The sequence below is a fragment of the Enhydrobacter sp. genome (assembly GCF_030246845.1).
Taxonomy (GTDB): Bacteria; Pseudomonadota; Alphaproteobacteria; order Reyranellales; family Reyranellaceae; genus Reyranella.
In genome coordinates this window covers 5,126,129-5,146,164 of sequence record NZ_CP126889.1, presented here as the reverse complement: position 1 = coordinate 5,146,164, position 20,036 = coordinate 5,126,129, and the positions used below count along the sequence as shown (strand labels likewise).

19 protein-coding genes are annotated in these 20,036 nt (G+C 67.6%); 11 read left to right on the top strand and 8 right to left on the bottom strand.

The genetic code is table 11. The features are described 5' to 3' along the window. Positions 1–2: 2 nt before the first annotated feature. The gene (locus OJF58_RS25565; RefSeq protein WP_300780685.1) at positions 3–1,580 is read left to right on the top strand and encodes a hypothetical protein; all 1,578 of its coding nucleotides are present in this window, start codon (positions 3–5) and stop codon (positions 1,578–1,580) included. Between the two features lie 14 nt (positions 1,581–1,594). Here OJF58_RS25565 and OJF58_RS25560 read toward each other — a convergent pair whose 3' ends face one another. Beyond that, complete coding sequence (locus tag OJF58_RS25560) at positions 1,595–2,929, bottom strand: nucleotide sugar dehydrogenase (RefSeq protein ID WP_300780684.1); 1,335 nt, start codon at positions 2,927–2,929, stop codon at positions 1,595–1,597. A gap of 146 nt (positions 2,930–3,075) precedes the next feature. Between OJF58_RS25560 and OJF58_RS25555 the strand changes: the two genes are divergently transcribed. Both OJF58_RS25555 and OJF58_RS25550 read left to right on the top strand, forming a co-directional pair. Beyond that, entirely contained in the window at positions 3,076–4,569 is a 1,494-nt protein-coding gene (locus OJF58_RS25555; protein ID WP_300780683.1) for a leucyl aminopeptidase, read from the top strand. A gap of 7 nt (positions 4,570–4,576) precedes the next feature. Next, positions 4,577–5,026, top strand: a complete 450-nt coding sequence (locus OJF58_RS25550) for a DNA polymerase III subunit chi (RefSeq protein ID WP_300780682.1) — start codon at positions 4,577–4,579, stop codon at positions 5,024–5,026. Between the two features lies 1 nt (position 5,027). Here OJF58_RS25550 and OJF58_RS25545 read toward each other — a convergent pair whose 3' ends face one another. Together OJF58_RS25545 and OJF58_RS25540 are read right to left on the bottom strand one after the other, a co-directional pair. Further along, a complete protein-coding gene (locus tag OJF58_RS25545; RefSeq protein ID WP_300780681.1) occupies positions 5,028–6,107 on the bottom strand; it encodes an FkbM family methyltransferase in 1,080 nt (359 codons plus the stop codon). A gap of 6 nt (positions 6,108–6,113) precedes the next feature. Continuing rightward, a complete protein-coding gene (locus tag OJF58_RS25540; protein WP_300780680.1) occupies positions 6,114–7,151 on the bottom strand; it encodes a cyclase family protein in 1,038 nt (345 codons plus the stop codon). A gap of 137 nt (positions 7,152–7,288) precedes the next feature. Here OJF58_RS25540 and OJF58_RS25535 point away from each other — a divergent pair, with 137 nt between their 5' ends. Next, positions 7,289–8,512 carry an MFS transporter gene (locus OJF58_RS25535; RefSeq protein WP_300780679.1) on the top strand — a complete coding sequence of 408 codons (1,224 nt, stop codon included), beginning with the start codon at positions 7,289–7,291 and terminating at the stop codon, positions 8,510–8,512. A 2-nt stretch (positions 8,513–8,514) separates the two neighbouring features. On the opposite strand, the gene OJF58_RS25530 is transcribed toward OJF58_RS25535, so the two are convergent. Further along, entirely contained in the window at positions 8,515–10,380 is a 1,866-nt protein-coding gene (locus tag OJF58_RS25530; protein ID WP_300780678.1) for an ABC-F family ATP-binding cassette domain-containing protein, read from the bottom strand. A gap of 123 nt (positions 10,381–10,503) precedes the next feature. Here OJF58_RS25530 and ndk point away from each other — a divergent pair, with 123 nt between their 5' ends. Continuing rightward, complete coding sequence (gene ndk, locus OJF58_RS25525) at positions 10,504–10,926, top strand: nucleoside-diphosphate kinase (RefSeq protein ID WP_300780677.1); 423 nt, start codon at positions 10,504–10,506, stop codon at positions 10,924–10,926. Positions 10,927–10,993: 67 nt separating this feature from the next. Here ndk and OJF58_RS25520 read toward each other — a convergent pair whose 3' ends face one another. From OJF58_RS25520 to purM, 3 genes are read right to left on the bottom strand one after another with little or no spacing between them, the layout of a single operon-like run. Continuing rightward, on the bottom strand, positions 10,994–11,200 hold the full coding sequence (locus OJF58_RS25520) for an aa3-type cytochrome c oxidase subunit IV (RefSeq protein WP_300780676.1): 207 nt from the start codon (positions 11,198–11,200) through the stop codon (positions 10,994–10,996). A 46-nt stretch (positions 11,201–11,246) separates the two neighbouring features. Next, on the bottom strand, positions 11,247–11,897 hold the full coding sequence (gene purN / locus OJF58_RS25515; RefSeq protein ID WP_300780675.1) for a phosphoribosylglycinamide formyltransferase: 651 nt from the start codon (positions 11,895–11,897) through the stop codon (positions 11,247–11,249). Then, positions 11,885–12,976, bottom strand: a complete 1,092-nt coding sequence (gene purM, locus OJF58_RS25510; RefSeq protein ID WP_300780674.1) for a phosphoribosylformylglycinamidine cyclo-ligase — start codon at positions 12,974–12,976, stop codon at positions 11,885–11,887. The genes purN and purM overlap by 13 nt, the downstream gene beginning before the upstream one ends. Positions 12,977–13,035: 59 nt before the next feature. Here purM and OJF58_RS25505 point away from each other — a divergent pair, with 59 nt between their 5' ends. The 5 genes from OJF58_RS25505 to OJF58_RS25485 are packed head-to-tail and all read left to right on the top strand — an operon-like array spanning position 13,036 to position 17,195. Next, positions 13,036–14,115, top strand: coding sequence for a DUF2066 domain-containing protein (locus tag OJF58_RS25505; RefSeq protein WP_300780673.1), 1,080 nt, complete (start codon positions 13,036–13,038; stop codon positions 14,113–14,115). 22 nt (positions 14,116–14,137) lie between these two features. After that, positions 14,138–15,220: an AI-2E family transporter gene (locus OJF58_RS25500; RefSeq protein ID WP_300780672.1), complete on the top strand. Its 1,083-nt coding sequence runs from the start codon at positions 14,138–14,140 to the stop codon at positions 15,218–15,220. Positions 15,221–15,235: 15 nt separating this feature from the next. Next, the gene (locus OJF58_RS25495) at positions 15,236–15,943 is read left to right on the top strand and encodes a DnaA/Hda family protein (protein WP_300780671.1); all 708 of its coding nucleotides are present in this window, start codon (positions 15,236–15,238) and stop codon (positions 15,941–15,943) included. Beyond that, entirely contained in the window at positions 15,940–16,404 is a 465-nt protein-coding gene (locus OJF58_RS25490) for a DUF2147 domain-containing protein (protein ID WP_300780670.1), read from the top strand. Before OJF58_RS25495 ends, OJF58_RS25490 begins: the two co-directional genes overlap by 4 nt. An 11-nt stretch (positions 16,405–16,415) precedes the next feature. After that, complete coding sequence (locus tag OJF58_RS25485; RefSeq protein WP_300780669.1) at positions 16,416–17,195, top strand: SDR family oxidoreductase; 780 nt, start codon at positions 16,416–16,418, stop codon at positions 17,193–17,195. Here the strand turns inward: OJF58_RS25485 and OJF58_RS25480 are convergent. Then, the gene (locus OJF58_RS25480) at positions 17,192–17,719 is read right to left on the bottom strand and encodes a histidine phosphatase family protein (RefSeq protein ID WP_300780668.1); all 528 of its coding nucleotides are present in this window, start codon (positions 17,717–17,719) and stop codon (positions 17,192–17,194) included. The genes OJF58_RS25485 and OJF58_RS25480 overlap by 4 nt on opposite strands. A 122-nt stretch (positions 17,720–17,841) precedes the next feature. Between OJF58_RS25480 and OJF58_RS25475 the strand changes: the two genes are divergently transcribed. Continuing rightward, a complete protein-coding gene (locus OJF58_RS25475) occupies positions 17,842–20,001 on the top strand; it encodes an RNA degradosome polyphosphate kinase (protein ID WP_300780667.1) in 2,160 nt (719 codons plus the stop codon). Positions 20,002–20,036: the final 35 nt, after the last annotated feature.

Below are 20,036 nucleotides of genomic sequence, written 5' to 3'. Positions count from 1 at the left end.
CGATGTTTTCCGTCATTCTGTACGGCCGCAACGACAGCCACGGCTACAACCTGCACAAGCGGGCGGCGATCAGCTTCAACGCCATCGCCGAGGTGATGTCGGATCCCGACGACGAGCTTCTGTTCGTCGACTACAACACGCCGGACGATCACCCGACCTTTCCCGAGGCGATCCAGGACACGCTGACCGACAAGGCCAAGAAGGTGATGCGCATCTTCCGCGTCCGGCCGGAGCAGCACGTGCACCTGAGGGCGCGCACGCATCTGGTCGCGCTGGAGGCCCAGTCGCGCAACGTGGCGCTGCGGCGCTCCAATCCGCGCAATCGCTGGATCCTCTACACCAACACCGACATGCTGCTGGTGCCGCGCAACGAGAAGGAGTCGTTGAGCGACATCCTGGCGGCCGTTCCCGACGGCTTCTATCAGGTGCCGCGGTTCGAGCTGCCGGAGATGCTTTGGGAAGCCGCCTTCGACCGCCGCGATCCGGCCGCAAACCTCGCCAAGCTGCGCGACTGGTCGATGCGCTTTCACCTCAACCAGGTCGTCCTCAATCACATGCCCATGCGCTACGACGCGCTGGGCGACTTCCAGGCCGTGCTCCGCGAGGACATGTTCGCGATCCATGGCTTCGACGAGGAGATGCTGCTGGGCTGGCATTGCGATTCCAACCTGGCGGCACGGCTTGCGCTTTATCGCGGCTCGGTCGACACGCTGATCGACAAGGTCTTCGGCTATCACTGCGACCACACCCGGGTCGCCGCCGCGAACAACAAGGGCCGCCAGACCAAGATGAACGACCACGACCGCTTCCTCTGGAATGTGTCCTCGCCCTATCTGCCGGCGCAGGCCGAGACATGGGGATGGCCCGACCTCGAGATCGAGGAGATCCGGCTCGACAGGGACACCGCCTTCGAACGCTTCGCCGCCGGGGTGGGCGCCGCGATCCAGCCCGCGACCGAGCCCTATCGGACGACCAACGTCGAGTGGCACCTGTTCCACGATCTGACCTACGACCTGCCGCACACGCTGCCGTTCGTCTGCGACCAGGTGCTGACCTATCCGCGCGACTCCGCCCTGATGCTCGTGGGCACGCGTGCCGACTTCCTGCGCCATTTCGCGATCGCCTGGCGCGCCATGGGCTTCACCGGCCCCATCCTGGTGCCCGACGAATGCGAGGGCCTGCCGACCGACCTGCCGGGAGTCGAGGCCGGGCCTTTCGCCGAGCTGCTGCGGCGGTCGGACATGTTCATCTTCGAGTTCGGCCTTGCGACCCAGGGCATCAGCGATCCGGTGCGAACGGGCCGCCATCCGCAGCCGCTCGACGAGAAGCGCCTGAAGGTCGTGAGCAGATTGTTGAGACAGGCGGCATCGCTGGAGGACGAGACGCGGCCCAGGGCACGCCGTCTGCCTCGCCGCTTCATCGGCGTGAACGTGATCTACAACCGCTTCTGGCCGCTCTTCACCGACTACGTGAGCGCCAACATCAACCCGTTCTGCGGTCAGGTCCTGGCCGGCATCCCGCGCCTTGCGCCCGGGATGAAGGGCAAGGTGCTGCGCTTCAGGGGGCGGCACGCCATCTGACGGCGCCGTTCGGGCTACATGCGACCCGACCCCAGGTAGAGCACGTCCGCCACATCGGCGAACTTGTCCGCCGGCAGGGTCCGCCAGAGGTCGAGGATGGTGAGGCGCTGGCCGTTACGCTTGCACCAGGCCGGATCGATCGCCTTGTAGTCGGGCCAGCCGGTGGCGACGATCAAGAGATCGCAGTCGCGCACCGTGCTGTCGAGCGAGGAAGCCTCGACCACCTTGTCGCCCAGCACGGCAAGCGCCGAATCCTGCGCCAGCGGATCGTGCACCGTCACGACGTAGCCGGCATCGGCGAGCTTGGCCGCGATCTTGACGCTGTGGCTTTCCTCGACGACCGGCGTGTGAGGCTTGTACGAAAGGCCGAGCAGGGCGATGCGGGTGCCCGACCTGGCGAACTTCGCCACGAGGCCGGTGACGCGCTCGACCTGGTGGTTGTTGACCCGGTCGGTCGCCTCGGCAACGTCGGCGCGCGCACCGATCTTGCGGGCGAGCGCCGCGAACGCGACGTTGTCGCGCGGGAAGCAGGGGCCGCCATAGCCCATGGCGCCTTTGAGGTACTTCGCCCCGATGCGGCTGTCGGCGCCGAGGGCCTTGGTGACCACGTCGACATCGGCGCCCGGCAGGCGGTCGCACAGGTCGGCCAGCATGTTGGCGTAGGAGATCTTCGTCGTGACGTAGGTGTTCACCGAGATCTTGGTGAGCTCGGCATTGACGAAGTTCATCCGCTGCACCGGCGGCTTCTTCTCGCAGAGCCGTAGGTAGATCGTCTGCAGCATGTCGCCCGCCTTGGCGTCGCTCTCGCCGATCAGGATGGAGTCGGGGTAGAGCATGTCGCGCACCACGCTGCCGAGCGCGATGAACTCCGGATTGTAGCAGAGGCCGAGCTCCGGTCCGACCTTGCGGCCGGAGGCCGCCTCCAGGGCCGCCTTGATCTCGCTGCCGGTCGTGCCAGGCATCACCGTGCTGGTGATGACCACGACATGGTAGCCTTTCTTGTTGCGCAGCGCCTTGCCGAGCGTCTCCATCGCCTGCAGCACGAAGCGGTTGGAGAAGAAGCCGGTGCTGTCGGACGGCGTCGGCACGATCACGAAGCTGGCGTCGCTCTTCTGCACGATCTCGTTGGCGTCCATGGTGGCGGACAGCCGCTCCCTGTTGGCGGCGATCAGCTCGTTGAGCTGCGGCTCGACGATCGGCATCTTGCCGGCATTCATGGCATCCACGAACGTCTTGTTGACGTCGAGGCCGATGACCGTGAAACCGCGGCTGGCCAGGACCGCCGCGAGTGGCGCGCCGAGCTTGCCAAGGCCGATGACCGAAACACGAGGCAGAGAGGCTGAGGTCATTTCCATTCCCAGTTCGAGGGCCGGTACTGATACTGTCGCGCGCGCCGCGACGCCAGCCCCGAATCGCCCGCCAGAAGGGGTACTATTCGCGGCTTGCGCCGTCCGGTCGCAGGGGCGAAAAATCGGCCAGAATGCGAGGAAACTGAATGAAAGTGGAATTTTCGGCCTTTCCCAAGGCCTTCTCCGGCAATGTCGCTGTCTTCGTCGCGGCCGAAAGGCAGCTCCTGGCGACGGCAAAGACGCTCGATCAGCAGGCGGGCGGCGCTCTCGGACGGGCCATCGCGGCAAGCCGTTTCACCGGCGCCAAGGGTCAGTCATTGACCGTGCTGGGTCAGGAAAAGACCGGCCGGCTGCTGCTGCTGGGCGTGGGCAAGGCGCGCGAGCTCGACGTCCGTGCCGCGGAAAGCCTGGGCGGCCAGGTCGTTGCCGACGCCAATGCCGCAGGCCAGAAGGCCGTGACCGTCGTCGTCGATCCGGTCAAGGGAACGAGACTTCCGCCGGCCGAGATCGCGGCCCACATCGCCCTCGGCGCACGGCTGCGCGGCTATCGCTTCGACAGGTACAAGACCAAGGAGAAGCCCGAGCAGAAGCCGACCCTGGAGGAGGTCACCGTGGTCGTGTCGACGCTGGCCGACGCGCGGCGCGCCTATGCGCGGCTGGAGCCGACGGTCGACGCCGTCTTCTTCACGCGCGACCTCGTGAGCGAGCCGGCCAACGTCCTGTATCCGGCCGAGTTCGCGCGCCGCGCGCGCGGCGATCTCACCAAGCTCGGCGTCAAGATCGAGATCCTGGGCGAAGCCGAGATGAAGAAGCTCGGCATGGGGGCGCTGCTGGGCGTGGGGCAGGGCAGCGAGCGCGACTCGCAGCTCCTCGTCATGCGCTGGCTGAACGGGCCCAAGAGCCAGGCCCCGGTCGCGCTGATCGGCAAGGGCGTTTGCTTCGACACCGGCGGCATCTCCATCAAGCCGGCAGGCGGCATGGAAGACATGAAGTGGGACATGGGCGGGGCCGGCGCCGTCACCGGCGCGATGATGCTGCTGGCGGGCCGCAAGGCCCGCGCCAACGTCGTGGGCATCTGCGCCCTCGTCGAGAACATGCCCGACGGCAAGGCCCAGCGGCCGGGCGACGTGGTCAAGACCATGTCAGGCCAGACCGTCGAGGTGATCAACACCGACGCCGAGGGCCGCCTGATCCTGTGCGACGCCATGTGGTACGCCCAGGACAAGTTCAAGCCGCAGGCGATGGTCGAGCTGTCGACGCTCACCGGCGCCATCATCGTGTCGCTCGGCCACGAGCGCGCGGGCCTGTTCTCGAACAACACCGCGCTCTCGAACAAGCTGCGTGCGGCGGGGTCGGAGGTGGGCGAGAAGCTGTGGCGCATGCCGCTCGGGCCGAAGTACGACAAGCTGATCGATTCCGACATCGCCGACATGAAGAACGTCAGCGGCGGGCGCGATGGCGGATCGATCACGGCGGCCCAGTTCCTGCAACGCTTCGTGCAGGAGGGCGTGGCGTGGGCGCATCTCGACATCGCGGGAATGGCGTGGTCGACCAAAGGCAACGACACCACGCCCAAGGGCGCCACCGCCTACGGCGTGCGGCTGCTCGACCGATGGGTTGCGGACAACTACGAGCGCTGAGCCCGCGATGGCGAGCGAAATCAACTTCTACCATCTGACCCGGTCTTCGCTCGAAGACACGCTGCCCCGCCTGCTGGTAAAGACCCTGCAGGCGGGCGAACGGGCGGTCGTCCTGCTGGGCTCGCCCGAGCGGGTCGAGGCGCTCAACACGCATCTCTGGACCTACGGCGCCGACAGCTTTCTGCCACACGGCTCGGTGCGCGAAGGCGAGGCCGATCGTCAACCGATCTGGCTCACCCATCGCGACGAGAATCCCAACGGCGCGCGCTTTCTGTTCGTCGGCGATCGCGCGCGCTCCGAGCGACTCGACGACTACAAGCGCTGTTTCGAGCTGTTCGACGGGCGGGACGAGCAGGCCGTGGCCGAGGCCCGCGAGCGGTGGAGAGCCTACAAGGCCGCCGGCCACACGGTGGTCTATTGGCAGCAGACGGGCGGCGGCTGGGAGAAGAAGGCGTGACTCACCGCCGCGGGCGCCGGTATGCCTTCCAGGCGGCCGAAAGCCGCTCGCCGAGCCCGATCGGACCTTCGCGGCGGTAGAACGACGGCTCGTCCTTCTCGAACTCGGCGAGGTAGTCGGCGTAGGAAAGCGGCCGCAGGCGATCGGGCTGCGCTTGCGCCGCCAGGGCGTCGAGGGCCCGGTCGACGGCGAACAGCGGCTCGAACGAGTGGCGCCTCGCAAGCACGAGCTCGGCCGCGGCATCGGGCACGTTCCAGAGCGAGAAGATCGCGGCCAGCTTGGCGAACTGCGTGATGTCGGGCGTGCGGTCGCCGCCCTTGGCGGCAACCGGGTCCAACGCATAATAGGCCTCGCCCATGAACGGCCGGCCGAACTCGGTCTCGGCCGGCGTCGGCCAGATGTAGCGGCTCGGCAGGGCACGCGCCGAGTAGCGCCGCACCTCGAGGTCGAACAGCTCGAAGCCCTGCCGTCGCATGAACCGGTCGGTGTTGTGGAAGGTGTGCTGCAGCTCGGAATCCGAACCGATGAACATCACCTCGACCTGGACGGCGACCACGCCGAATTGCTCGAAGCGGCCTTCGAAGCTCATCAGCACTTCGAGATCGTCGCGATCGATATCGATCTTGAGGTAGTCGACGGCCTTCCAGCCGCGCTGCTCCAATAGCTCGGGCACGACGATCGTCTGGGTGGTGCTCGCAAGCTCGGTGGTCTGCCATTCGTTCTGGCGCATGCGCTCCTCGTGCGACGCGCCGGCAAGCCAGGCCTGCCGGATCTCGCGTGTGCGCATGTAGCTGAGGCGCGGCAGGATGAGATCGCTGATCGAGCCGATCGACGTCTTGTGGCGATGCGGATGGCCCTCCGGAAGGCCGGCGAAGCCCGGCACGTAGTGAGCGTCCGGATTGCGCTCGAGCTGGCTGAGGCGTCGACATTCGGCCTCGCTGGCATCGATCCCGAGCACCTTCAGCCGGGGCTCGAAGACCCGCCATCTGGGATCGATGCCGCCCGAGCATCCGACATCGACCAGCGCAAAGGGCTGCGTCAGGCTCCTGGCGACGAGCGCGGCAAAGGACGACGCAGCCATGCGCGATCAGACGGTCGCGACGGGCGTCGCCGGCGATCCGACGGCGCCCGGCAGGCGCAGCGGCGGGGCCGTCAGCAGGAAGCGCGAGCGCTTCCTGTCGCGCAGCCAGAGCGCCAGGTCCTTCAGCCACCAGATCTCGCCAAGGTTCAGGCCGAGCTTGAACAGGCAATGGTTGTGGATGGGCAGCCAGGGATGCTCGGCGTTCTCGGGACCGGGTCGGGCCGGCACCGCCTCCACGCCGTAGTTGTCGGCGATCAGGGCCGAGATCTGACTGTCGGTGATCCACTGGAGGAGCCGCTGGTCGCGGCCGTCGAGCACGCAGCACATGGCGTGGCAGCGCGCCGGATCGACCTGCTTGTTCATCTTGACGATCTCGTCGGTGAAGCCGGTGTAGAGCAGCAGCATGTCCCCGGGCTCGACCACGACCTTGTCGGCCTCCAGAACGCGCCGGAAATCGTCGTAGTTCACGTATTTGTTGTCCCGGCCATAGTGCTTCTCGAGATCGACCATGACGGCCCGGCCCTGGATCGCCTTGGCCGCCATGTTCTCAACGCCGAGCTTGTGGGCGTAGCTCATATGGCCGCAGCCGTCGCGGCCGGCGTCCTGTTGCGGGCCGACCACGTCCGTGCCGGCCTTGAAGCCGTTGTAGTAGAGCGGCTCGGGCACGCCGTCGCCGTCGGCATCGAACATGCCGCCGACATGGGCGAGCGTGTCCCATTGCGTGGAGTATTGCAGGGTGAGGATGACGCGGTCGTCGCTGGTCACGTCCGTGAACAGCGGATTGATCTTGTTGGTGAGGAAGTTGAAGCGCCAGCCGTTCTCGTCGCCGGTCGGCGACAGCACCGGGGGCAGCCGGCGCGGATTGAGCACACTGCCGCCTGGCAGGTCGAGCGGCAGGCTGAGGCAGAAGGAGAGGCCTTCCTTCACCTCGGCGATGCCTTCCAGGACCTTTTTCGGCGTGATGAGATTGAGGCGGCCAAGCTGATCGTCGTCGCCCCAGTCTCCCCAGGTCGAACCTTCGGGGCGATGCTTCCAGCGCTTCATGATGTTTCTCCCTCCTGTGCGCGGGGACACTAGCCCGTGCTCGCCGCGCCCGTCATTACGCTTGCATGGCTCCTGCGCGCAATTCCGCAGTTCGCTGCCGGCGGGATCGTCTATGATCGCTGCACGAGAGGTGGTGAATGTCCGCAGCCGTTGCCGTCCCTGCCAGCCGCGATGTCCGGGTCATCAGCCTGATCGGCGTGGCGCATGGCACCAGCCACTACTACCAGCTCGCCTTCGTCACCATGCTGCTGATCGTGCGCGACGCGGCCGGGCTGACCTTTACCGAAGTGGGATTGCTGGGCAGCCTGTTCTACGGCGTGTCCGGCCTCGGCCAGACGGCGGCCGGCTTCGCCGTCGACCGGTTCGGCGCCCGACCCATCCTCGCCGGCGGGCTCGCGGCGCTCGGCCTCACGCTTGGTCTGCTCTCGGTGGCGCATTCCTTTCCCGTCTTCGCCGCGATTGCCGTGCTGGGCGGTCTCGGCAACTGCGTCTTCCATCCGGCCGACTTCGCGCTCCTGAACGCCTCGGTGAACCAGAAGCGGCTCGGGCGGGCGTTCAGCATCCACGGCCTCGGCGGCTCGCTGGGCTGGGCGGCGGGGCCGGCGATGTACTTCCTCGACCATCTGTTCGGCTGGGTCGGTGCGGCCCTGATCGGCGCCGTTCCCGGCCTGGTGCTGTCGGTCCTCGTGCTCGTCCATCGAACCGATCTCGTCGACCATCGCATCAAGGCGCGCGCGGTGGCGGCGAGGGACGGCGCGATTGCCGCGAAGACGCTGTTCCTGCAGGCGCCGATCCTGCTCTGTCTGGTCTATTTCGCGCTGCTGTCGACCAACACAGTGGGCATCCAGCAGTTCGCGGTGCCGGCATGGAAGAGCATGTTCGACGTCTCGGAAAACTACGCCGCCCTCTGCCTGATGGTGTTCGTCATCGGCTCGGCAGCGGGAACTTTGGTCGGCGGCTATTTCGCCGATCGCGTCCATCAGCACGAGCGCGTCGCCGCCATCGGTCTCCTGGTGGCCGCCGCGTTCACCTTGCCGGTCGCGACGGAGAGCGTGTCGGCGGGGCTGCTGCCCCTGGTGCTTGCACTGGCCGGCTTCGCCGGCGGCACGACCGGACCGTCGCGCGACATGATCGTGCGGCACGCGACGCCGCCCGGCGCATCGGGCAAGGTGTTCGGTTTCGTCTACTCGGGCCTCGATCTCGGCTCGTTCCTGGCGCCGCTGGTCTTCAGCCAGCTCATGAGTCTCGGCGAGCCGGCGATGATGTTCTGGATCGCAACCGCCCTTTACGTGGTGAACGCCGGAATCGTGATGGTGATCCGGCAGGCTGCAGCGCCGCCGGTGGCGGCGGCCGCGGAATAGGCTCACGCAGCCTCGTACGCCTCCTGCGCCACCAGCCACTCGTGCTCGGCGTGCGCGAGCTCGCGCTCCAGCCGCACCTTTTCCTTCTGCAGCTCGGCAGCGAGCGTCGGCGGTCCCGAATAGGTCGCGGGATCGGCGAGCCGGGTCTCGATCTCGCCGCGCTGCTTGCTCAGCTCGGCAATCAGCTTCTCGGTCTTCTCCAATGTGCGCTTGAGGTGGCCACGCCTGGGCTTTTCGGCGGGCGCGGGAGCGGGCGCTCGCTTCTCCTTCTTGGGCTTGGCTTCCTTGACCGGCCTGGTGCCGCGCTCGCGCAGCAGCCTGGCCTGGTAATCGTCGATATCGCCGTCGAAGGCCCGCACGGCGCCGCCGGCGACCAGCCAGAGCTGGTCCGCCACCATCTTCACCAGATGCGTGTCGTGGCTCACCAGCACGACCGCGCCCTCGAAATCGTTGATGGCGTCGATCAGGGAGGCGCGGGCGTCCATGTCGAGATGGTTGGTCGGCTCGTCGAGCAGGAGCAGATGCGGCGCGTTGCGGGTGGCGAGCGCCAGCAGGAGCCGCGTCTTCTCGCCGCCCGACAGCACGCCGACCTTGAGGTCGGCCCGATCGCGCGAGAAGCCGAAGCGGCCGAGCTGGGCCCGCACCTTTGCCTCGCCGGCGCCGGGCCCGAGCGCACGGTTCATGTGATCGAACGGCGTCTCGTCGTAGTCGAGCGCCTCCTCCTGGTCCTGCGAGAAGTAGCCGATGCGCAGCCTGGGAGTGCGCTTGATCGTGCCCTCGCGCGGCGCCAGCCGGTCGCAGAGGAGGCGGATGAAGGTCGACTTGCCGTTGCCGTTCTGGCCCAGGAGCGCGATGCGGTCGTCCATGTCGAGCCGAAGGTCGAGCTTGCGCAGCACGGGAGGGCCGTCGCCGTAGCCCACCGTCACCTCGTCCAGCGTCTCGATCGGCGAGGCGAGCCGGTCGGGTGGCGGGAAGCTGAAGGCGATGCGCTCCTCGACAGGCACGCTGGCGATCGGTCCCAGCTTCTCGATCATCTTGAGGCGGGACTGCGCCTGGCGCGCCTTGCTCGCCTTGTAGCGGAAGCGGTCGACGAAAGCCTGCATGTGCTTGCGCTGGGCGGCCAGCTTGGCCTGCTGCGCCGCATCGTTCTCCAGCCGCTCCGCGCGCGTGCGCTCGAACGTGTCGTAGTTGCCGCTGTAGGTGACGAGCTTCTGCTGCTCGATGTGGACAATGTGATCGCACACGTCGTTCAGCAGATCGCGGTCGTGGCTCACCATCAGGAGCGTGTTGCCGAACCGTTTGAGATGCTCGGTGAGCCAGAGCTGCGCCTCGAGATCGAGATGGTTCGAAGGCTCGTCGAGGATCAGGAGATCGGGGTCGCTGAACAGCGTGCCGGCGAGCGCCACGCGCATGCGCCAGCCACCCGAGAACTCGCCGCATGGCCGGCCTTGCGCGGCGTTGTCGAAGCCGAGGCCGTTCAGGATCGAGGCTGCGCGCGCCGGCGCCGACGCCGCGCCGATCTCGTCCAGCCGCATATGGATCTCGGCGAGCCGCAGGCCGTCGTGGCATGCGTCGGCCTCGGCCAGGAGCTGCGTGCGCTCGACATCGGCGGCAAGCACGGCGTCGAGGACGCTGATATCGCCGCCCGGCGGATCCTGCGGCACCGAGCCGATCCGCGTGCGGCCCATCAGGTTGATGTTGCCGCCGTCGGCCTCGAGCTCACCCTGGATCAGCTTCAGCAGCGTCGATTTGCCGGCGCCGTTGCGGCCGACGAGACCGACCTTCCAGCCGTCGGAAATGGCCGCCGAGGCGCGATCGAACAGCACCCGCTCGCCGTGGCGAAAGGAAAGGTCGGTGACGTGCAGCATGGAGCGGCGGCCTTTACCACGCGCAGCGGGGCCGAACCAAGACGATTGACCGCCTTGCCGGTCTCAAACCCCGCCTTTATAAGGCGCGCCCACCCGCTCACCTGAGACTGGCAAGAGGGATTCATGGCCGTCGAACGCACTTTCTCGATCATCAAGCCGGACGCGACGCGCCGGAACCTGACCGGCAAGATCAACGCCCGCTTCGAGGAGAAGGGCCTGCGCATCGTGGCGCAAAAGCGCATCTGGATGAGCCGCAAGCAGGCGGAAGAGTTCTACGGCGTGCACAGGGAGCGGCCGTTCTTCAACGACCTCTGCACCTTCATGACCTCGGGGCCCGTCGTGGTGCAGGTTCTGGAGGGCGACGGCGCGATCGCGAAGAACCGCGATATCATGGGCGCCACCAATCCCGCCAACGCGGCGCCGGGGACGATCCGCAAGGACTTCGCCGAGTCGATCGAGGCCAACTCGGTGCACGGGTCGGATTCGCCGGAGACGGCGGCGACCGAGATCGCCTATTTCTTCTCGGGCACCGAGATCGTCGGCTGATAGACAGTCGGCTCAAATAGAAAGCGGCCCCGTCGGGCCGCTTTTCGTTTGCGCGTTCGGGGAGCCGTCAGCCATAGACGGCAAAACCGATGATCAGCGCCAAGGTGCCGCCGACCCCGATCAGCAGCGCGAGGATCGAAACACCGCCGATGAGGCCCAGCGCCATGGTGGACAGGAGCAGCACGAGCCAGAGGATCATGAACAGGACGAGCTTGCTGAAAGCCTGATAGGTTTCCTCGTGGGCGCGGAATTCTTCCTGGGTTGCTTCGGCCATCGGGATCTCCCGGGTCAGTTATGAATTTCGGCGATCTTATAGCCGACTAGGGCTCGGCCGAGAAGAGCAGGGTGGCGCCCGCCGGCACGTCCTTCACCTCGACGCCCCTGCTCGTCTCGACAATGCGGCCCTCGGCGAACCAGCGCACCACCATCGGATAGAGGCGGTGCTCCTGGCGCAGGATGCGCGCAGAAAGGGTCTCCTCTGTATCGTTCGGCAGCACGGGCACCGCCGCCTGGGCGACGATCGGGCCGGCATCGAGATCGGGAACGACCAGATGCACCGTGCAGCCGCTCACGCGCACGCCGGCCGACAAGGCCTGCCGCTCGACATGCCGCCCCCTGAACGCGGGCAGCAGCGAGGGATGGATGTTGAGCAGCCGGCCCGCCCAACGCTCGGGGAACCAGCGGCTCAGGATGCGCATGAAGCCCGCCAGCACCACCAGCTCGACGCCATGGCTTTCGAGCGCCGAGGACAGGGCGCGGTCGAAGCTCTCGCGGTCGGGATGGTCCTTGTGGGAGATGACCATGGCGGCGATGCCGGCCTGACGCGCGATGCCCAGGCCCGGCGCATCGGCGACGTTGCTGATCACGCAGGCGATCTCGGCGGGATAGTCGGGCGCCGTGGCCGCCTTGATGAGGGCGGCCATGTTGCTGCCGCGCCCCGAGATCAGGATTCCGACTTTCAATTTCGCCATAGGCTGTCGGCGTGCTCGACGACGCAGTCCGCTTCGGCGGCGGGGCCGGCTTCGATGACGCCGATCTCCTCCACCGTCTCGCCGGCGTCGACCAGCGCCTGCCTGACGCGCGCGGCGTCGTCCTTCGCCGTCACCACGACCATGCCGATGCCGCAGTTGAAGGTGCGCAGCATGTCGGCGACCGGCACGTTGCCGGCCTGGCGCAGCCAGCCGAAGACGGCCGGCGCCGTCCATCGGCGCGCATCGAGCCGGGCACGCCGGCCGTCCGGCAGGCAGCGCGGCACGTTGCCCGGCAGCCCTCCGCCGGTGATGTGCGCCAGTCCCTTGATGGCGCCGGTCGCGCGGATCGCCGACAGAAGCTGCCTGGCGTAGATCCGCGTCGGCTCGAGCAGGGCCTCGCCGAGCGAGCCGCTGCCGAAAGGCGACGCCGCATCGAAGGCAAGTCCGCTGCGCTTCACGACGCCGCGCACCAGCGAGTAGCCGTTGGAATGGGCGCCGCTTGCCGCCAGCCCCAGGACGACGTCGCCCGCAGCGATGTCGGCGCGCGGCAAAAGCTGCTCGCGCTCGGCCGCGCCCACGGCGAAGCCGGCGAGATCGTAGTCGCCCTCGGCGTACATGCCCGGCATTTCCGCCGTCTCGCCGCCGATCAGCGCGCAGCCGGCGCGGCGACAGCCCTCGGCGATCCCTGCGACGATGCGTCGGCCGGTCTCGATCTCGAGGTGGCCGGTGGCATAGTAGTCGAGGAAGAACAGCGGATCGGCGCCCTGCACCACGATGTCGTTGACGCACATCGCCACGAGATCGATGCCGACCGTGTCGGGAATCCCCGCTTCGATCGCGACCTTGAGCTTAGTGCCGACACCGTCGGTGCCGGAGACCAGGATCGGGTCGCGAAAGCCCGCCGCCTTGAGATCGAACAGGCCGCCGAAGCCGCCCAGGCCGCCCATGACGCCGCGACGATGGGTGCTCCTGGCCAGCGGCTTGATGTGCTCCACCAGCGCGTCGCCCGCGTCGATATCGACGCCGGCATCCTTGTAGGTGAGGGGCGGGCGATTGTGTCCGGGCGCGTCAGGCTTCAAGCCAGGCTCATTCGTGCTAGATAGATGGCGCGAACATAGCCAAAAACCGGACACCCGCAATGCTGCCAGCCCGCTGGTTTTCCACGATCCTCGTCCTTTCGCTGGCGGCCGTCGCCGCCATCGGGATGGCGCAGGCGCAAGTCGCGAACGGCAACACCTATACGATCTCGGGTGTCGACGTCGATATCACCGGCACGGACGCCGTGAAGGCGCGCGACCAGGGGATCCTCGAGGCCGAGCGAAAGGCGGCCAGGATGCTCGTCGAGCAGATGGTCGCGCCGGAGGATCGCGCGAAGGTCCCGCCGCTCGACGACAGCCGGTTGCAGAGCCTCGTGCGCAGCGTCGAGTTCGTGCGCGAGCGCGTGGCGGGCAATCGCTATCAGGCGACGCTGAACGTCATCTTCGCGAACCAGCAGGTCAAGGCATGGCTCGGCCAGTCGGGGGTCGGTGTCGTCGAGACGGTGGCGCGTCCGGCATTGGTGATCCCGCTGTGGAAGGACAACGACGGCGTGGAACCACTCGACGACAACAATGCCTGGCGCGACGCCTGGAAGGCGCTCGATACGTCCGGCAGCGCCGTGCCGGTGACGGTCGTGCGCGGCGACCAGCTCGACCAGAACGCGCTGTCGGTCGAAGAGGCCTATGTCGGCGATGTCTCGGCGCTGTCGCGGCTGAACGCGCGCTATCATATGCCGACGATCATCGTGGCCATCGTCGAGGGCGACAAGCAGTCGGGCCCGCTCACCGTGGGCGGCATGCGTTACGACACCCAGACGGGCGCCCGCAGCGACATTCCCAAGGTAACGGTGAAGGACGCGCAGGGGCTGGCGGATGCGGCCAAGAGCATGCATGCCAATCTTGCCGAGCAATGGCGCAGCATTGCCGTCGTCCGGCCGGACGCGCAGGCGGCCATGGACGTGACGGTGCCGATCCGGTCGCTCGGCGACTGGGTGCAGATCCGTCAACGGCTGGCGTCGGTGCCGGCGGTGAAGGGGGTCTCGGTCCGCACGCTGGAGGCCGATCGCGCCGATCTGCATCTCGATTATCTCGGGACACCCGAGCAGTTGCAGCAGACCCTCTCCCAGGTCGGCCTGCAGCTCGTCCAGGATGGAGATCAATGGCGGCTGCAGTCCCGCTGATCCACGTGCACGGACATTTGCGATGAGCCGGACGGCTGCCAACGGCCGCTGGCGCTTCTGGGCGGCTGGCGCGGCGCTGGTCGTGCTGGCGCTGTGGCTGCTGAACGACATCCTGCTGCCGTTCGTGGTCGGCGCCGTGGTCGCCTATTTCTTCGATCCGGTGGTGGCCCGCCTGCAGCGGTACGGCTTGTCGCGCACCCTGGCCACGACGGCGGTGACGATTCTGGCCGCGCTGATCATGATCGGCGCGACCTTCGCCATCGTGCCGCCGGTGTTCGGCCAGGTCGAGGCGTTGGTGGGCAAGGCGCCGGAATACATCGTCAATGCCGCGACGCGGCTGCAGCCGATGATCGAGCCGCTGCGCTCCAAGCTCGGCCTTGAGCCGCTGAGCCTGCTCGACATCCAGAACGAGGCCTCGAAGTGGGCGGGACAGGCGCTCGCCCTCCTGGGCGACGTGGCCAGCCGCGTGGCCCAGCGGGGCGTCGCCGTCATCAACCTCCTGGCGCTGCTGTTCCTGACCCCCGTCGTGACCTTCTACCTGCTGCGCGACTGGCCGAAGGTGCTGGCCGCCATCGACAACGCGCTGCCGCTCGACCACGCCGACACGGTGCGCAAGCTCGCCCGCGAGTCCAACGCCGCGGTCGCCGGGTATGTGCGCGGCCAGGCCCTCGTCTGCCTCTGCCTCGGCACGATCTACGGCGTCGGCATGTCGCTGGTGGGTCTTCAGTTCGGCTTCGTCATCGGCCTGATCGCGGGGCTGATCTCCTTCATTCCCTTTGTCGGCACGCTGGTGGGAGCCACGATGGCGATCGGCATGGCGCTGGCGCAGTTTCCGCCGGACTGGATCTCTGTCGGCAAGGTCGCGGCGGTGTTCCTGATCGGCCATTTGCTCGAGGGCAACGTGCTGTCGCCCAAGCTGGTCGGAGACAGGGTCGGCCTTCATCCGGTCTGGATCATGTTCGCCCTGCTCGCCGGCGGATCGCTGTTCGGCTTCGTCGGCGTCCTGGTGGCGGTGCCGATCGCGGCCGTCATCGGGGTGATCGCGCGCTTCCTCCTGCAGCGCTACCATGCGAGCGCCCTTTATCGCGGCGCCGACCCCGAATAGCCCGGTGACATCGCCATGGCGAACCAGCTCACCTTCGATCTGACGCTGCCCTCGCCGACCTACGCGCGCCAGGATTTCGTGGTCGCCGCCGGCAACCGCGAAGCTCTCGCCTGGATCGATCGCTGGCCGGACTGGCCCGCGCCGGCGCTGGCGCTGAGCGGGCCGGCCGGCTGCGGCAAGACGCATCTGGGGCGCATCTGGGCCGCGCGTGCGCGCGCCGCGATCATCGAAGGCAGGGACCTCGACGGCAAGACGGTGGCCGATCTGACGGCCCTGGCGGACGCGTCCGGCACCCTCGTCATCGAGCGGGCCGAGCGGGCGCCCGAGCGCGCGCTGTTCCACCTCTACAACCTGATGCGCGAGCGACGCGGCTCGCTGCTGCTGATCGCCGAGCATCCGCCGGCGCACTGGCGGATCACCCTGCCCGACCTTGCGTCGCGGCTGCGCGCGGCGCCTGCGGTCGCGGTGGCGCCGCCGGACGACGACCTGCTGGGCTCGATCATCCTGAAGCAGCTCGCCGACCGGCAATTGCATGCCGGTCCGGGCGTCGTGCACTATCTGGTCTCGCACATGGAGCGGTCGGCCGACGCCGCAAGGCACGTGGTGGCGGCGCTGGATCGCCGGGCGCTGGTCGAAAGCCGCGAGATCGATCGCCGGCTCGCCGCCGATGTTCTTGCGGAATTGTCGGCGGCCTGGCCGCCGGCAGAGGGGGGGAAGACATGAAAAGGGTCGCACTCGCGGCGGTGCTCTGCACGGCGGCTGTCAATGCCTCGGCGCAGGCACCTTCGGTCATGGGCACCTGGCTCACCGCCTCGGGCGTCGCCAAGGTACGTATCGCGCCATGCACGGACGCGGCGAGCGGGCCGATCTGCGGCTATATCGTCGGGCTGATCGATCCCAAGGGTCCGGACGGCAAGGTCGTGGCGCCCGACATGGCGACCGACTATCGCAATGCCGACCCGGCGCTGCGCAGCCGCAAGGTGATCGGCATGCCGCTGATCTGGGGATTCAGGAAGACCTCGGACCCCAATGCCTACGAGGACGGCCGGATCTACAATGGAGAGAACGGCAAGATCTACAACGCCAACATCAACCTGCAGCCGGATGGCAGGCTGCGCCTGCGCGGCTATGTCGGCTCGCCCATGTTCGGCGAGACGCAGGTATGGACGCGAGTCGACCGATAGGGAGTGAAGCGATGGATATGGGAATCAGGGGCCGCAAGGCGATCGTCTGCGCGGCGAGCAAGGGGCTGGGCAAGGGCTGCGCGATGGCGCTGGCGCAGGAGGGCGTCGACCTCGTGATCAATGCCCGCACCAAGACCGAGCTCGAGGCGACGGCCGAGGAGATCCGCAAGAAGACCGGCGTGAAGGTGACGCCGGTCGCGGTCGACGTCACGACCGAGGCCGGCCGCAAGCAGGTGCTGGCGGCCTGTCCCGAGCCGGACATCGTGGTCAACAACGCCGGCGGGCCGCCGCCCGGCGATTTCCGCGACTGGACGCGCGACGACTGGATCAAGGCGATCGACGCCAACATGCTGACGCCGATCGAGTTCATCAAGGCGACGGTCGACGGCATGATGAAGCGGCGCTTCGGGCGCATCGTGAACATCACCTCGAGCTCGGTGAAGGCGCCGATCGATATCCTGGGTCTCAGCAACGGCGCGCGCTCCGGCCTGACCGGCTTCGTGGCGGGCGTGGCGCGGGTCACGGTGAAGCACGGCGTCACCATCAACGGCCTGCTGCCCGGGCAGTTCGCGACCGACCGGCTGCGCGGAACCTACCGGACCCGCGCCGCGAAGAGCGGCAGGAGCTACGAGGACGAGTACAAGGCCGGCGAGGCGGTCCATCCGGCGGGGCGCTTCGGCACGCCCGACGAATTCGGCGCGGCCTGCGCATTTCTCTGCAGCGCCCATGCCGGCTACATCACCGGCCAGAACCTGCTGCTGGACGGCGGCCAGTACCCGGGCACGTACTAACCGTCGCCTTCGAGCTCGCGCGGGCGCACGAAGGCGATCAGCTCCGTCGCTCCTGCGGAAAGATCGGACCAGCGCTCGATGCGGCTGTGGAGGACCGCCAGGGCGCCGGTCGGGAACTTCTGCCACAGCGCCTTGAGCAGAAGCGGCGGGCCTCGGCCGGCCAAGGCCTCCGCGAGCTGGCCGATCCCCTCGTTGTGGCCGATCAGCAGCACCGTGCCGACCTCGTCCGGCAGGGCCCGCAGCCGCGCCAGCAGGGCGGCCTCGGAGGCGAGATAGAGACCTTTCTCCAAGGCAATCGGCGGGGCCGGCGTACCCAACCGGTGGACCAGCGGCGCCAGCGTCTGCCGCGTCCGCACCGCCGTGGAGCAGAGAATGAGATCGGGCCGGGGACATTTGCGCGCGATATGGCCGGCCATCAGCTCGGCCGCCCGCTCGCCCCGGTCGTTCAACGGACGGTCATGATCGGCCAGTCCCGGATGGCCCCAAGCCGACTTGGCATGGCGCAGGAGGAGCAGGGTCTTCACGGAATTGTCTCGAAAAATCCTTTTGAAACAAAAGACTAGCTAATTGCCATGACACCGTCATGTGGTGGCGTTACCGTCTCTGTGCATAAGGCAAACAGCAACGGACCGGCCCCCGGCGAGCCATGGACGCCCTCAACGCCTCCGCGCGCGACGAGCAGATCTCCGTCATCACGGCGGACAGCCCGCGGCGCTTCATCAACCGCGAGCTGTCGTGGCTCGCCTTCAACACGCGCGTCCTCGAGGAGGCCAGCAATCCGCGCCATCCGCTGCTGGAGCGCGTGCGCTTCCTCTCGATCTCGGCCGACAACCTCGACGAGTTCTACATGGTGCGGGTGGCGGGTCTCGTCGACATGCTGCCCAATCGGGCGACATTGCTGAGCGACGACGGGCTCACGCCGGCCGAGCAGCTCGCCGCCATCCGCGAGCGCGCCTCGATCCTGATGGCCGAGCAGCAGCAGGCCTGGGCCACTCTGCAGGGCGAGCTGCGCGGCGCCGGCATCGCCGTCCTCAACGCCTCGGAGCTGGTCGAGCGCGAGCGGGTGTGGCTCGAGCAGTACTTCATCGATCAGGTCTTCCCGATCCTGACGCCGCTCGCGATCGATCCCGCCCATCCGTTCCCCTTCATTCCCAACGGCGGATTCTCCGCCCTCCTGAAGCTGCAGCGCAAGGACGACAAGCGCCCCTTGATGGCACTCCTGCCGTTGCCGTCGCAGGTCGACCGCTTCGTGCGGCTGCCGGGCGCGGCGATCCGCTTCCTGCCGCTCGAGGAGCTGATCGCGATCTTCCTGCCGCGGCTTTTCCCCGGCTACGAGGTGATGGCGCGCGGCTTCTTCCGCCTGATCCGCGACAGCGACGTCGAGATCAACGAGGAGTCGGAGGATCTGGTCCTGCTCTACGAGAGCGCGCTGAAGCGCCGGCGCCGCGGCGACCTGATCTCGATCACGCTCGACGCGGCGATGCCGGCCGAGCTGCGGGGCTTCCTGTTCGACCAGCTCGAGATCGCGGGCCACACAGTCCATATCTTCGAGCTCGAGCGCATGCTCAATATCGGCGACGTCAAGGCGGTGATCGTCGACGACCGGCCCGATCTCAAGTTCGTGCCCTATATCGCCCGCTTCCCCGAGCGCATCCGCGACTTCGGCGGCGATTGCTTCGCGGCCATCCGCGCCAAGGACATCGTGGTCCATCACCCCTACGAGAGCTTCGACGTGGTGGTGCAGTTCCTGCGCCAGGCGGCGCGCGATCCGGCGGTGGTGGCGATCAAGCAGACGCTCTACCGTACCTCCGCCGATTCGCCGATCGTGAAGGAGCTGATCGCCGCGGCCGAGGCGGGCAAGACCGTCACCGCCCTGGTCGAGCTCAAGGCGCGCTTCGACGAGGAGGCCAATATCCGCTGGGCGCGCGACCTGGAGCGCGCCGGCGTGCAGGTGGTCTACGGCTTCATCGACCTCAAGACGCACGCCAAGGTGTCGATGGTGGTGCGCCGCGAGGCGCAATCGATCCGCACCTACGTGCATTTCGGCACCGGCAACTACCATCCGATCACGGCGCGCATCTATACCGATCTTTCGTTCTTCACCTGCGATCCGGCGATGGGCCGTGACGCCGCGCGCCTCTTCAACTTCATGACCGGCTACGCGCGGCCGGAGAAGATGGAGAAGATCGCCTTCGCGCCCGTCACCCTTCGGTCCACCCTCTACGGTCTGATCGACGACGAGATCGCCAACGCGGCGGCCGGCAAGCCGGCGGCGATCTGGGCCAAGCTCAATTCCCTCGTCGATCCGCGGCTGATCGACCGGCTCTACGCCGCCTCGCAGGCGGGGGTGCAGATCGATCTCGTGGTTCGCGGCATCTGCTGCCTCAGGCCGGGCGTGCCGGGCCTGAGCGAGAACATCCGCGTCAAGAGCATGATCGGCCGTTTCCTGGAACATGCGCGCATCGTGTGCTTTGGCGCCGGCGTGGCGCTGCCGTCGGCGCAGGCCAAGGTGTTCATCTCGTCGGCCGATTGGATGCCGCGCAATCTCGACCGGCGGGTCGAGCTCCTGTGCCCGGTCGAGAACCCGACCGTCCACGAGCAGGTCCTCGATCAGATCATGGTCGCCAATCTCAAGGACGACGGCCAGAGCTGGCTCATGACGCCGGACGGCAGCTACGTCCGCCCGCAGCCGGGCAAGGAACCTTTCATCGCCCATCACTATTTCATGACGAATCCCTCGCTTTCCGGGCGGGGAAGCGCGATGCGGCTGAGCGGCGCCGTGCCGCGGCTGGTTCTCAGTTCCTGATCCTGCAAGCGGCGTCTAGCCGGCCGTATTTGTCG